Origin of the sequence: Thalassotalea sp. G20_0, from assembly GCF_017744175.1 — a bacterium.
Taxonomy (GTDB): domain Bacteria; phylum Pseudomonadota; class Gammaproteobacteria; order Pseudomonadales; family Endozoicomonadaceae; genus Endozoicomonas.
In genome coordinates this window covers 1-13468 of the sequence record NZ_JAGHQV010000080.1, presented here as the reverse complement: position 1 = coordinate 13468, position 13468 = coordinate 1, and the positions used below count along the sequence as shown (strand labels likewise).

At 52.5% G+C, this 13468-nt stretch carries 7 protein-coding genes; 1 reads left to right on the top strand and 6 read right to left on the bottom strand.

Annotated elements, in window-relative coordinates; all coding sequences use genetic code 11:
• Positions 1-423: 423 nt before the first annotated feature.
• Genes J7438_RS23695 through J7438_RS23670 form a run of 6 tightly spaced genes read right to left on the bottom strand, consistent with a single transcriptional unit; the run spans position 424 to position 7670 of the window.
• Positions 424-2229, bottom strand: a complete 1806-nt coding sequence (locus J7438_RS23695; protein ID WP_209278540.1) for a BatD family protein — start codon at positions 2227-2229, stop codon at positions 424-426.
• Positions 2223-4139 (bottom strand): vWA domain-containing protein, encoded by a 1917-nt coding sequence (locus J7438_RS23690; RefSeq protein WP_209278539.1) that lies wholly within the window; start codon positions 4137-4139, stop codon positions 2223-2225. Before J7438_RS23690 ends, J7438_RS23695 begins: the two co-directional genes overlap by 7 nt.
• Positions 4132-5169, bottom strand: coding sequence for a vWA domain-containing protein (locus J7438_RS23685; RefSeq protein WP_209204556.1), 1038 nt, complete (start codon positions 5167-5169; stop codon positions 4132-4134). The genes J7438_RS23690 and J7438_RS23685 overlap by 8 nt, the downstream gene beginning before the upstream one ends.
• On the bottom strand, positions 5162-5659 hold the full coding sequence (locus J7438_RS23680; RefSeq protein WP_209204557.1) for a DUF4381 domain-containing protein: 498 nt from the start codon (positions 5657-5659) through the stop codon (positions 5162-5164). The genes J7438_RS23685 and J7438_RS23680 overlap by 8 nt, the downstream gene beginning before the upstream one ends.
• A gap of 58 nt (positions 5660-5717) precedes the next feature.
• Positions 5718-6656 carry a DUF58 domain-containing protein gene (locus J7438_RS23675; RefSeq protein ID WP_209278538.1) on the bottom strand — a complete coding sequence of 313 codons (939 nt, stop codon included), beginning with the start codon at positions 6654-6656 and terminating at the stop codon, positions 5718-5720.
• Positions 6657-6698: 42 nt separating this feature from the next.
• Positions 6699-7670, bottom strand: coding sequence for an AAA family ATPase (locus J7438_RS23670; RefSeq protein ID WP_209278537.1), 972 nt, complete (start codon positions 7668-7670; stop codon positions 6699-6701).
• A 445-nt stretch (positions 7671-8115) separates the two neighbouring features.
• Between J7438_RS23670 and J7438_RS23665 the strand changes: the two genes are divergently transcribed.
• Complete coding sequence (locus J7438_RS23665) at positions 8116-12975, top strand: NAD-glutamate dehydrogenase (protein ID WP_209278536.1); 4860 nt, start codon at positions 8116-8118, stop codon at positions 12973-12975.
• Positions 12976-13468 lie beyond the last annotated feature (493 nt).

The window sequence follows — 13468 nt, the reverse complement described above, 5'->3', positions numbered from 1 at the left end:
GCGGTTGCTGAGGAGGAAGGTGACTGCATGGTTTGTTTGAAGGTCCTCCCTGTTTCCAATTGGAGAATCGTTTGAGAATGACAACGATAGAGTACGACCTTGTCAGCCCGGTAAAGTTCCAGGCAACCGGTATCAGAGAAGCCTGACCTTTTTGTCAGGCAGCCTGGCTGTGGGATGTGATACTGGATAGCGCACCGCTGCCGCTACTCCGGATGAATACACGTCAACTGCCACAGCCTGAAAACTGACGTATTCATAATTTCTGAAAACATAAGAGAGCCAGCAGCTTTCACTGCTAAGAAACATCACTATCACCACTTGGTCTAAAAAGTCGGAAGTTTTCTGCCATCTTCGCTACTGGGTCGCCTGGACGGGCGCTATTCCCGGTCAGCCTCCTGGAAGCTCCCGTCAAATTCAGCTGATCTATTCTGGATAAAGCTTACCAGGCAGCTGATCTTTTTTCCGAACAGACTTTCTGCCTCTGAGCTTTCTGCATACTTCCAGCAATGTGGTCAACTGCTCCTCTTTAGCAGTTGTAGCAGCCCCTCCTGCCTGAGTTTGATAAAGGCTGACTGTCAGTTGGTTGCAGATCACGCTCAGTTCCTCTGAGCCAAGCTGATTGAGACAGTCGGTCAATGATGTCAGGTTCTCATTGTTAAGATTTTTGTTAAGGTTGTTGGTAAGATTGTTGTTAAGATATATGCGACCCCAGTTTTTCAATTCGCTCAGCGTCAACCGAACATCGTTCTGCAGGCAGGCTGCTTCCAGTTGGCGGAATGCTTCTGCTTCAGAGGCGTGTTTCCCGGATCGATGACGTCCACCCATGTTAATGATTGGTTGATCTGACTTTGTTGCGGCACTGGATTTGAACCGCCAGAATGCCAGGGTCATCAGCCATAACAGTGCAAAAAAAGCGGTTAACCACTGCCAGAAGACAGGTGTCTGCCAGATGCCGGGAGATTCCTGCGATGTTGCATCGCTGACTCTGGCAGGTTCCGGGCATTCAGCAGGCTTGTCTGTTGGCAATGTGGTCTGGGAGGCCACGGTTAAGGCATTAGCGTTTGGATCGGCGGCTACATCTATCTCTGTTGCAGGCAGTCTGGAGGTTTTAGTCTCACCACTTGCTGTATCAAACCAGGTGTATTCAATCGCGGGCAACGTGATTTTTCCGGGATGGGTTGGAATCATGGCTATGGAATCCGTGCGTTGCCCCTGAACGCCATTGGCCGTTTCGCGGTCTGCAGTCCCGGATTTATCCGGGTAGCTGTTCACTCCCTTTGGCTGAGTCATCAGAATAGGTGGCAGTTGTGCGGCACTGAGACCGTCGGCATTGACGGTAATGGTTCGGGTAATGGCATCACCCACCTGCAAACTGTCCAGTGGCTGGCTCCATTGCTCCTGAATCGTTACCTTTCTCGCGGGTAACCAGGTGTCACTGGCAGGGTAGTTTTCAGGTCTGGGTTTTACCTCAATTTGTATCTCCCCGGAGCGGGCAAGTACGGGTTTGCCACCACTGGAAAAGAAACTGCCAAATGGATCCCGGGGCTCCACCGCCACACCGGTAAAGGTCAGTGATGGTATGATTATGTCACCCACTGACTGGGGATGAATCGAGTACTTCAACTCAAATCCCCGGTAGCGAATACCCTCAATAATGGTATCCAGTTTTCGTGTTTCCCCCAGCTGCTGAATCAGTGCATCGCTGATGTCCAGGGCACTCAGCCGGTTATCATCATACAGCTGGACTCTGGAGAGAATGGTCAGGGTGAAGATCAGCTCCTGCTGGACATAAATGCTGTTACTGCTGACCTCGGCGTTCATCAGGATCGGGCCGCTATCCGTTGTTGGGTCATCGGGTCTGTTATCGCTGACGGTGATGGTAACCGCTTCAGATTGCAGGTCACCCAGTTGGATTGGGGGAATCACCAGCGTTCCCTGCTGTTTCGGAGCCAGGGTAACCACCCAGTCGCGGCTAAACTCCCTTTTGCCATTAATGATACTGGTCTTGTTCTGTTGCCGGGTGCCCAGTATATCAAAACTCCACTCCAGGGGTTTCAGGTCTGGAGCGTCACTGGAACTTTCATCCGTGCGCAGGGTTAGCTCCAGGGTTTCATGGCTGGCCAGTGACGTTCTGTTAACACTGGCGGTAAATGCCGCATTGGCCATCATGGAAACCGAAAGACTGATCAATGCGGTCAACATCAAATAAAATGACTTTCGATTTACCATGATGCCTCCTCCGTTCTGTTTTGCTGAGACTGTTGCTGATGCAGAAACTTTCTGCGTAATAGACCACCCGGGTCATCCGGAATGGTTCTCAACCAGCTTTCAATAGCCTGTTGTTCGGCAGAAAGTGGCTGTTCATCTCCCTCTTCATCCGAAGCGCTGGCCGTTGTTTCCGGAGCTTTATCATCCACTTTATTTTTTTCTGCCTGAGCGGTCTGTTGTGATGGGCTGGTGCTGTCCTTATCTTCAGACGGCTGAGGTTGAGTCTGTTGATCTTGCTGCTGGTTCTGATCAACTGATGGGTTGTTCTGCGGACGCTGTTGCGATGAAGATTCCTGCATGCTGGTGTTTTCACCTGCCTGGTCATTTTCAGGAGCAGCGTCATCCCGGTTGTTGTTTCTGGATTGGTTATTATCGCTCCGGGACTGCTGCTGGCTATTTTCACCCTGGCCACTTTCTTGCCGGGTGCTATTTTGCTGACTGTTGTTTCCCTGATTTTGCTGCGATTGGTCTGACTGCTGCTGTAATAACTGTTCAACCAGGTGACGATTGAAACTGGCATCCTCCATATTGGGTTGTTGGAATAATGCCTGGTCATAAGCGTCAATGGCTTCCTGAAGTTTGCCTGCCCTGGCCAGTGCATTGCCCCGGTTGTACGCCGATATGGGCTCAATCGTCTGATCATCAGGAGAGTTAAGGGTTGATGCAGATTCCTCAAACTGCTGATTCCGGAACAAGGCTTCCGCTTTCCAGGCCGGATCGTTAAACAGGCTGGCTGCCAGCTCCGGATTCCCCTCCTGGAGCGCTTTCTGCCCCTGCTGATCCCGTGTCTGCCACAGATCATTCCAGCTTAATGCCATGGCATCCCGGGGGACCGGCAACAGGGAGATCATGATCAGTACTAACCAACCCCGGCGAAAGCCCAGCAGGGCAGCCGGTAATAGCAGCCATACCAACCAGTAACCGGCGTCATACCACTGATCAAACTCACGCTCAGTTGATATCTGTCCGCTGAATAGTGGATTGATGTTGCCTGTTGGCAGGAGGGCTTGCAGGTCAGTAGCTGCAACGGTCATGGTCTGGTATCTACCGCCATTGGCCCGGGCCAGTGACTGCAGAAGGGACTGCTCCAGTTGAGGGACGACAATGGCTCCCTGTTGATTTTTCAGATAACCGCCATCAGGCAATGGAATCGGTGCCCCCTGTTCAGTGCCGGTACCAAGAATGGATAAACGAATACCGCTGTTCTGCAGCAGACTGGAAATCTGCTCCGCCTGTGCTGCGGTCATGGAGCCCGTGACCAGTAAAATATCGCCGGACTCACTGCTGCCCTGAGTCAGGAGCTGTTTTGCCAGGCGCACTGCTGCTACAGGGTTGTTACCCTGCACAGGCATAATGTCAGGGCCAAGGGCTTTGGTCAGATTATTTAATGTACGACTGTCGTCTGTCAGTGGCGCTACGGTATGGGCAGAGCCAGCGTAGGCGACCAGGGCAGAGAGTCCTTCACTGCGCTGGTTGAACAAATCCTGCAGCTTGAACCGCACCCGTGTCAGGCGGTTGGGGGAAAGATCAGCCGCGTACATGTGATAGGAGAGGTCAACGGCAACCACCCAGGGCTGTTGATGTTTACTGACGGGGACCGGCTCCTTCTGCCAGGCAGGACCGGCAAGGGCCAGAGAGGCGATCACCCAGCCAGTCAATACCAGCATAAGCGGCCAGCGAGCCGGTTTCTGCTGCTCTCCTTCCAATAACCAGGGCAGAAGAGCAGGGGCAATGACTTTAGACCAGCTGCCCCGATCCCGATGTTGTCGCCAAAGCAGGAATACCAGGGTGATGCAGGGCAGTAGCATCAGCAGCCAGAGAGGTCTGAGAAAATGGAATTGATCTATAAACAAAGAGAAAAATTCAATCATGGTGAGCCTTCCCTTTGTCCGCTTTCCAGTGGTTAAGAGCGCTGGGGAAATTGATATTTATCATTGCCGGGATCAGACTTAGCAGCAGCGCCAGCCCCAGTGGCCAGAAAAACAGGTTCTTGCTGGGGCGAAACACCTCTTCTTCCTGAACGACAGGCTCAAGCTGATCCAGCAGCGCATAAATCTTATTCAGTTCCTCAATATTACGGGCTCGGAAATATTGACCGCCTGTTAGTCCTGCCATTTCCTGTAAGGTTTGCTCGTCCAGGTCCGCCGATGGATTAACCCGGCGGGAGCCAAAGAAACTGCGTTCCACCATCTCTTCAGCCCCGAGGCCAATGGCGTAGATTTTGATGCCTTCTTCTCTGGCAATCTGGGCCGCCTGCAGCGGGGAGATTTCTCCAGCGGTGTTAGCACCATCGGTCAGCAAGATAAGCACCCGACTGTCTTCGGGGCGCTTACGAAGATGCTTGACGGTAAGGCCCAGGGCATCCCCAATCGCTGTCTTGTTGCCCGCCATCCCGATAGCCGACTCATTCATCAGTGTTCTGACCGTTTCCCGGTCAAAGGTCAGCGGTGTTTGCAGGTAGGCCTGGGTGCCAAACAGGATAAGTCCGAGTCGGTCGCCACGACGTCGCCCGATAAAGTCATTCATCACCGCTTTGGTGGCGCTTAGCCGATCAACCTGACGGCCATTGAGCACCATGTCTTTGATCTCCATACTGCCTGAGAGGTCAACGGCCATCATCAGGTCACGACCACTGTCCTGTATCTCAACGGGGTCTCCCAGCCATACCGGTTTGCTGGCAGCAGTAAGCAGCAGTAGCCAGATCACACCGGGTAGAATGATTCGTTTGCCAGAAGGCGTTTCCTGTTCTGCCCGTTGCTCACCCACTATGGACGACAGCTTGCCATAAAAAGGGGCATACAGCGCGGCATCATTATTGCTGTTGGCCGGTTTGACTAATCGATAAACCAGCAGAGGTAAGGGCAGGGCAATCAGTATCCAGGGCCATTCAAGCTCAAGCATGGTGTTTCTTTATCCATTGCCGGGTGAGTTTATACACGTTCGCTGGCATCTCGTCGGGAGTGCCGTGGGGCGGCGTTAGCGGTATCTGCGGGTTATAGCGGTGGTTATTGAAGGCGCTGTGGTTGAGGAATTCTGGCATATCGCCGGTATCCGCCAGAAACTGGTTCCAGGAAGCCCCGTTCAGCCCGGCAACCTTGTTGGCAGGAAACGCATGCAAGGCTACCCGTTTTAACAGTTCATTGGATTCATTGGCCAGTCTGTGCAGCGACTGGTGAACCTGATAGTCAGCGTGAATTTTTCTGGCTTGCAGCAGTGCCTCTGAGCGGTAACGGTTTTTCTGCCAGCGACGCCAGCTGTAGAGGGTGACCAGAACTATCAGGGCAATACCGATCAACGCCAGAAGCCACCAGCCAATGGCGGGTGGCCATAATCCAACAGGGTCCGGGAGATGGTTCGGGCGGAGTTGGTCCAGAGGATTTTGCAGGTCCATAACTAAGTCCTCTGTGGTGCCGTAAGCTCAAAACAGACGTTAACCACCAAATATCTCTTCACTGAGCCAGCTCCCTGTTGTTCGTCCTGACACCATACAGCCCCAACAACTGCTGCGCGGAGGGTGTGGCACAATTAATCTCCAGCAGCGGGATACGATACCGTGCCAGCATCTGCTTCAGCTGTTCATGGTGCGTCAGATACTGCTGATGGAACTGCTGGCGCAGCTGAGGGTGGCCGGTGTTCACCGACAGATTGTGCATGCCATCGGTTATCCGGTATTGATCCGGAGTTGGCAGATGCTGCTCCAGAGGGTCGTTCACTTTGATCGCCATCAGTTCATTGTGCCGGGCCAGCTGAGCCAGATGCTGTTCGGACTCTTTATTAATATGACTGAAATCGCTGATCAGAAATATCTGGGTGCCGGGGTGGGCTACTCGCCGGGTGTGCCTCAGGGTTCTGGCCAGCCCATGTTCCGCATCCGTACTGGCTATGGAGGCAAGGCGGAGCTTCCGGTTCATCTGCTCAGTCTGGTTAAGCCAGTGCATCAGCGTTTTTCTGGAACGCTTTGGCCTTGTTTCATTCAGCTCATGTTCATTGAAAATAACACCGCCAATCCGGTCACCATGGTTAAGGGTTGCCCAGGCAATCAGAGCGGAGATTTCCGCCGCAGTGACGGATTTGAAGTTCAATTGGCTGCCAAAGAACATGGCATGGCTCTGGTCGAGCAAAATCATCACCGGCCGCTCCCGCTCCTCCTGAAATACTTTGGTGTGCGGCTTCATTCTCCGGGCTGTGACCCGCCAGTCGATGGAACGGATATCATCCCCGAACTGATAGGCCCTGACTTCTTCAAAGTCGATACCACGGCCCTTGAACGGGGAACGGGAGTTACCCAGCATCTGCCGCTGGCTGCGTCCCTGGCGAAACAAAGGCAGGTCCCTGGCCGACAACCGCAGATTAACCAGGCTCTGTAATGTACAGTAGGCTCCACTCATGGCTTTTCTCTAATAGCCCTTTTAATGCATGTGTGAATCAGTTCAGGCGATGGGAACGATGTCTAATAGCTGGTTAATGATCTGGTCTGCATCCTTACCCTCGGCTTCTGCTTCAAAGGTCAGCAGCAGGCGATGGCGCAGCACGTCGTGGGCGATCGCCTGGACATCATCAGGGGTGACATAATCACGGCCATCCAGCCAGGCATAAGCACGGGCGCAGCGATCAAGGGCAATGGTGCCCCTGGGGCTGGCACCGTAATCCAGCCATCCTGAGAGTTGATCGCTGTAACGTTCCGGGTGGCGGCCGGCATTAATTAACTGAACAATGTATTCCTCAACCGATGGCTCCATATGCACGGCCAGCACTGCCTGGCGGGCCTGCAGAATTTCTTCCCGGGTAAGCGGGGATTGGGGGCGCTCAACCGGTGTCTGCATGGCTTCTCCCCTGGCCAGTTTCAGAATTGCCCGCTCTGCGGCAACATCGGGATAGCCCACCCGGACATGCATGATAAAGCGATCCAGCTGGGCCTCCGGCAATGGGTAAGTGCCTTCCTGCTCAATGGGGTTCTGGGTGGCCATCACCATAAAGACCTCAGGCAATGGGTAGGTTTTCTGGCCAACACTGACCTGCCGCTCGGCCATGGCTTCCAATAATGAAGATTGAACTTTGGCCGGTGCGCGGTTGATCTCGTCCGCCAGAATCAGGTTGTGAAAAATCGGGCCGGGCTGAAACCGGAAGCTGCCATCTTCCGGCAGATAGATGTCGGTGCCGGTGACATCGGCAGGCAGCAGGTCAGGGGTAAACTGGATTCTGTGGAAATCGGCATCCAGGCCATCGGACAGTGCTTTAACCGCCCTGGTCTTGGCCAGGCCGGGCGCACCTTCAACCAGCAGGTGTCCGTCAGCCAGCAGGGTGATTAACAGGCGGTTAACCAGATGTTCCTGGCCAATGATGGTGCTGGAGAGGTAGTTTTTCAGCTGACTGAATTGGGTAAAACAGTGGCTTGATGACATTTTTTTCAACCTGGCAATCTGTCTGCGTCTTTAAAGAGAGTGCATGGCACCACTTTTCAGTCTGGAAATTCTACAAGTCATTTGCGCTATTGATAAGTCCCATCCCTGTGTCTTGTCGAATGCTTTACCATTAAGTAGTTAACCAAATGGAATCGTATTTTCTGACTTGGTGATCAGTCACTCTCGGCAACTGCTCCTGCGTTGCTCTAGCTCCTGCATCCATGCAGTCGTGCGGCGTTACAACTCCGGTCACATAGCTAAGGCTATGCTCCCTTCGTTGTGCCCTGCATAGTAACTGCCCACCAAACCAGAAAATACAATTCCATTTGGCCAACTACTTAAAGGCCTTATTTTCCACAGCGCCCTTCAATATAGGTTTGCCAAGGCCGATGGTCTAGTACAAGGATTTTACAACAGATATCTATTCAAAATGGAGAGGCCAGGGATGGGGCAGTTAAATAGTCAGGAGCGTGAAGAAACTCTGGATAAACTGATCAGTGATCTGGCTACCCATATTCCGGTAGAGCAGCTGGATAGCTTTCATGAGTTTGTCTATCGGTATTACTCACTGGATACCCATGAGGATCTGGTATCCGGCAACTGGCAGGAACTGCTGGGCGCTACCCACTCATTCTGGAAGTTCATTCAATACCATAATCCGGGCCAGCCGCGCATTGAGGTCATCAATCCGGAATATAACATGCATGGCTGGCACTCAACCCATACCGTCATCCGAATCCTCCATCGGGATATGCCTTTTGTGGTGGACTCGCTCAGGATGAAGCTGAACGATTATGGCTCAACCATTCATTTATTGCGCAATGGCGTCTTCTATTCCCGGCGTGCCGGAGACATGACCCTGCAGTTTGGGGAGGAACGGGGTGAGGGTGAATTTGTTTGCCAGGAGGCCTTTGTTTATCTCGAAATCGACAGGTGTGAGGACCAGAGTCAACTGGACCAACTGGAGAGCCAATTGAATGCGGTTCTTAGGGATGTCAGTCGTGTTGTCGATGACTTTGATGAAATGACCGGACGGGTGAAAAGGCTGGCGGCTATGGCCGGAGACCCGGCGGCTATGGCAGGTGGCTTGCTGAAAAAGGACGATGAGGTTCAGGCGTTTCTGGAATGGCTGCTGGATGACAATTTCACCTTCCTGGGTTACGAAGAACTGATTGTCACAGAATATGAAGGCAGCCGTCGGCTGAGAAGACCGTCGGAGTCACTGTTTGGGCTGTTGAAACCCGCCAATGAAGGTCAGCCCGGTCAGCTGTCACTGGAACCTTTTATTGAACATGACCTGTTTGAGCTGACCGAGCGGCTCTCTTTCTCCAAAGCTTCTGTCCGCTCCAGTGTTCACCGGCCAGCTTATCCTGACTTTATCACCGTGCGACGTTTTGATGAGCAGGGGCGCATTGTGGGTGAAGCGCGTATTGTTGGTCTCTACACCTCTCCGGTTTATCGCAAGACGCCCTATGCCATTCCCTATATCCGTAACAAGGTGTCGGCGATCCTGCAACGCTCTGGCCTGGACCCCAAAAGCCATCATGGCAAAGACCTGGTACAGATACTGGAAATTTTTCCCAGGGATGAACTGTTTCAGACCAGTCAGGACGAGCTTTTTCAGACCGCGATGTCAATCCTGCGAATGCAGGAGCGGAAGCAGATAAAAGTCTTTATCCGGCAGGACCCCTACGGGCCATTTTGTTCAGCGCTGGTCTATGTGCCAAGGGATATCTACAGTACCCGCTTCCGTCGGCGGGTGGAAAACATTCTCTGTCACCGGCTAGAGGCAGAGGACAGCGAGTTTACCACCTATTTTTCTGAGTCGATCCTGGCCAGAGTTCATTTCGTGTTCAAGTTGAAAGGGCGGATTGATTACAATCTGGACGTGATTACCCGGGAGATTATGCTCGCGGGATCATCCTGGAATGATGACCTCAGGACAGAGGTGCTGGAAACCTTTGGGGAGGTGCGGGGGAATAAACTACTGGCAAGGTTCTCTGATGGGTTCAGTGCCGCCTATCAGGAAGCGTTCAAGCCTCAGTCTGCGGTGACGGATATTCGCCATTTTGAAAAAATGGACAATGACCGGCCGCTGGCCATGGGGTTTTACCAGTCACTGGATGATGCCGCCGGTCTGGTTCATCTGAAACTGTACCATTTTATCGAGCCCCTGCCGTTAGCTGACCAGATTCCAATTATTGAAAACCTGGGTCTGCGTGTGCTCGGTGAGTATCCCTATCTGATTAACACCGCTTCCGGTGAGACCATCTGGATTCATGACTTTCAATTAAGTTTCGATTCACGAATTACTATTGATCTGCAAAAAGTGGGTCCCACCTTCCGGGAAGCGTTTGAAAAAATCTGGTTCGGGGAGGCGGAAAATGACCGGTTCAACCGGCTGGTATTATCCGCAGGCCTGAGTTGGCGGCAGGTTGCCATGCTTCGGGCTTATGCCCGTTATATGAAGCAGATTCGTGTTGGTTTCAGCCAGACTTATATTGCCGAAACGTTGTGCAATAACATTGAGATTGCCCGGTTGTTGGTGGCATTGTTTGAGGTTCGCTTCAACCCCATGCTGAAGCTGTCCATAACCCAGCGCCTTGCCCGTCAGCAGCATATTCAGCAGCAAATTCTCCATGGGCTTGACCAGGTGGAAGTATTGAGTGAAGACAAGCTTATCCGCTGTTATCAGGATGTGATCAAGGCAACACAGCGAACCAATTTTTATCAGAAGAGTTATCAGCAGAGTGACGAAGGAAGTGCCAAGTCGTATATCTCCCTGAAAATGGCAGCGAGGGAGATACCGGACATTCCCAAACCGGTGCCACTGTATGAAATTTTTGTCTACTCGCCCATTGTCGAAGGTGTGCACCTGAGAGGGGGCAAAGTGGCCCGTGGCGGTTTGCGCTGGTCTGACCGGGTGGAAGATTTCAGAACGGAAATTCTTGGACTGGTTAAAGCCCAGCAGGTGAAAAATGCCCTTATTGTCCCCGTGGGTGCCAAAGGCGGTTTTGTGCCCAAACAGTTACCGGTTGATGGCAGCCGGGAAGCGATGATGGAAGAGGGTATACGCTGTTATAAAACCTTTATCAGAGGACTGCTGGATATCACCGATAATCTGGTGGAAGGTGACGTGGTTCATCCGGATGGTGTGGTGATGTATGACGACAGTGACAGTTATCTGGTGGTGGCCGCTGATAAAGGCACGGCAACGTTTTCCGATATCGCCAACGGCATTGCGCAGGATTACAACTTCTGGCTGGGGGATGCTTTTGCTTCTGGCGGCAGTGTGGGTTATGACCACAAAAAGATGGGGATTACCGCCAGAGGTGCCTGGGTTTCGGTGCAGAGACACTTCCGGGAAAAAGGGATAAATGTCCAGCAGGATGTGATCTCTACCATTGGTATTGGCGATATGGGTGGAGATGTTTTTGGCAATGGTATGTTGTGCTCCGAAACCATTGCTTTAATCGGTGCATTCAACCATCTGCATATTTTTGTTGATCCCGATCCGGATGTTTATCAGAGTTTTGCCGAGCGCCGTCGTTTGTTTGAATTGCCCCGTTCCAGCTGGACAGACTACGACACCAGTCTTATTTCTGAAGGTGGGGGCGTTTTTTCCCGTCAGGCAAAGTCCATTGTCATCACGCCTGCCATGAAGCAACGCTTTGGCATTACCGCCAATCATCTGCCACCCAATGAGTTGATTCGCTGCATGCTGCGGGCCCCGGTTGATCTGTTATGGAATGGCGGTATCGGTACCTACATCAAGTCAATGAACGAAACCCACAGCGACGTGGGGGATAAGGCCAATGACCCACTGAGAATTAATGGTTGTGAAGTTCAGGCCAGTGTGGTCGGGGAAGGGGGTAATCTTGGGCTGAGTCAACTGGGGCGTATGGAGTATGCGCTGAAGGGCGGTGGGTTGAATACCGACTTTATTGATAATTCCGGTGGCGTTGATTGTTCTGATCATGAGGTCAATATCAAGATTCTTCTGAATGATATGGTCGCCAATGGCGATATGACCATTAAACAGCGAAACCAGCTGCTGGAAAGCATGACCGATGAAGTGGCCGCCCTGGTATTGACCAATAACTACCGTCAGACACAGGCCATTTCTGTGGTTGAGTCGGACGTTGCCTCAAGAATGGGTGAGTATCGTCGTTTTATGCAGCACCTTGAGGAACGGGGTAAGCTGGACAGAACCATTGAGTTTTTGCCGGATAATGAAGCGATGGCCGAACGGGCCGCTAATGGGCAGGGGTTAACACGGCCGGAACTGTCTCTGTTGATTTCATACAGTAAAGCTGACCTGAAAGAAGCGTTACTGAACTCGACGGTGATTGATGATCGATATCTTACCCAGGAATTATACAGTGCCTTTCCCCGGATTCTGGTGGACCGCTTCCCGGAGGAGATCAGAAAACATCGTCTGCGCAAGGAGATTATCTCTACCCAGATTGCCAATCATCTGATTGATATGATGGGGATTACGTTTGTTTATCGGCTGCAGATGACCACGGGGGCGTCATCGGCCGAGATCGCCCGTGCTTTCAGTGCCAGTCGTGATGTGTTTAATGTTTCCCGTTACTGGATGATGATTGAGCAACTGGATCATAAGGTTTCCAGTGCCTTGCAGTACCGGATGATGGGCGCATTGATCAAGCTGGTGAGGCGGACTACCCGCTGGTTTATCCGTCTGAAGCGTCAGGACCTGATACCGGCCGAGTGTGTTGAACATTATGGGCCCAGGGTGGAGAAATTCCTCTCCTGTTTTACCGAATCCCTCGGTGAAGAAGAAAAGGCAGAGTTGGACAAGGCCGTTGACAGTATGGTTGCACAAGGCGTTCCACAGGCGCTGGCTCTGGTGGTTGCCGGGCAGCGTTATCTGTTGAGTGTGTTGCCCGTGATCAGGGTAGCCGACGAAACCGGGGTTCCCCTGGAGGTAGCCATCAGGACTTTCTTTACCATAGGCTCTCGCCTGGAGCTGACCTGGTATGGTAATGCCCTGTCGCAGCTGGAGGTGACTAATCACTGGCAGTCTCTGGCACGGGACAGCGCCAGGGACGAACTGAGCTGGCAGCAGCGTAAATTATCCGAAGGGCTCATTACCATGGCGCAGGATGGCGTACCCATTGAACAAACCATTGATAAATGGATTATGGATAACCATGCTCTGGTAGCCCGCTGGCAGAGTATGCTGGCCGATATACGCAGTGCTCCACAGGCCGATCTGGCCATGTTTGCCGTTGCCAATCGTGAGTTAATGGATCTGGCTCAGGTCAGTTTGCATGGTTAGTATACGGTTTCAATGTAATTGATGGGTTCCTTCTGTCATTATGATATGGGGTCAACTACCAGTGGCACTGACTTATGGCCTCAGCCCTTGATAATTCAAGGCTTACTCGGAAAGAAGCGACTTGGAAAAATCGGATATCGACGCCCTTGCCGCACTGGTTGACCCGTCCCAGCGCTCGCCTTCCACAAAAAGCCCCGGGACCAGCTGAAAAAGAACGAAGTGCAGGCCAGGAAGGTGAAAGGCAGTGCCAAACGTTTCAGCCCGCATCTGAAGATGCGTTCCCGCTAACCTGAACTCAACCGATCAACGTAAACGGGTCAGCCTCCTGGCCCGGTAGTTTGTTGCCCATGGGTTCCATCATTAAACCGGAGTCTGGGCAAACTCCTCCGCTTCGATTTGCAGCCGCGCTGCTATTTCCGCCTGCCGTTGCCCGGCAGGCTTGCCATGCACGGCCCCCAAACTGCCCAGCGCCACCTGGGTAATGATCTCTTCT

Bases quoted from the DNA above. Each gene is read 5' to 3' on its own strand.
- J7438_RS23695 (WP_209278540.1), bottom strand. From the start codon at position 2,229: ATGGTAAATCGAAAGTCATTTTATTTGATGTTGACCGCATTGATCAGT.
- J7438_RS23690 (WP_209278539.1), bottom strand. From the start codon at position 4,139: ATGATTGAATTTTTCTCTTTGTTTATAGATCAATTCCATTTTCTCAGA.
- J7438_RS23685 (WP_209204556.1), bottom strand. From the start codon at position 5,169: ATGCTTGAGCTTGAATGGCCCTGGATACTGATTGCCCTGCCCTTACCT.
- J7438_RS23680 (WP_209204557.1), bottom strand. From the start codon at position 5,659: ATGGACCTGCAAAATCCTCTGGACCAACTCCGCCCGAACCATCTCCCG.
- J7438_RS23675 (WP_209278538.1), bottom strand. From the start codon at position 6,656: ATGAGTGGAGCCTACTGTACATTACAGAGCCTGGTTAATCTGCGGTTG.
- J7438_RS23670 (WP_209278537.1), bottom strand. From the start codon at position 7,670: ATGTCATCAAGCCACTGTTTTACCCAATTCAGTCAGCTGAAAAACTAC.
- J7438_RS23665 (WP_209278536.1), top strand. From the start codon at position 8,116: ATGGGGCAGTTAAATAGTCAGGAGCGTGAAGAAACTCTGGATAAACTG.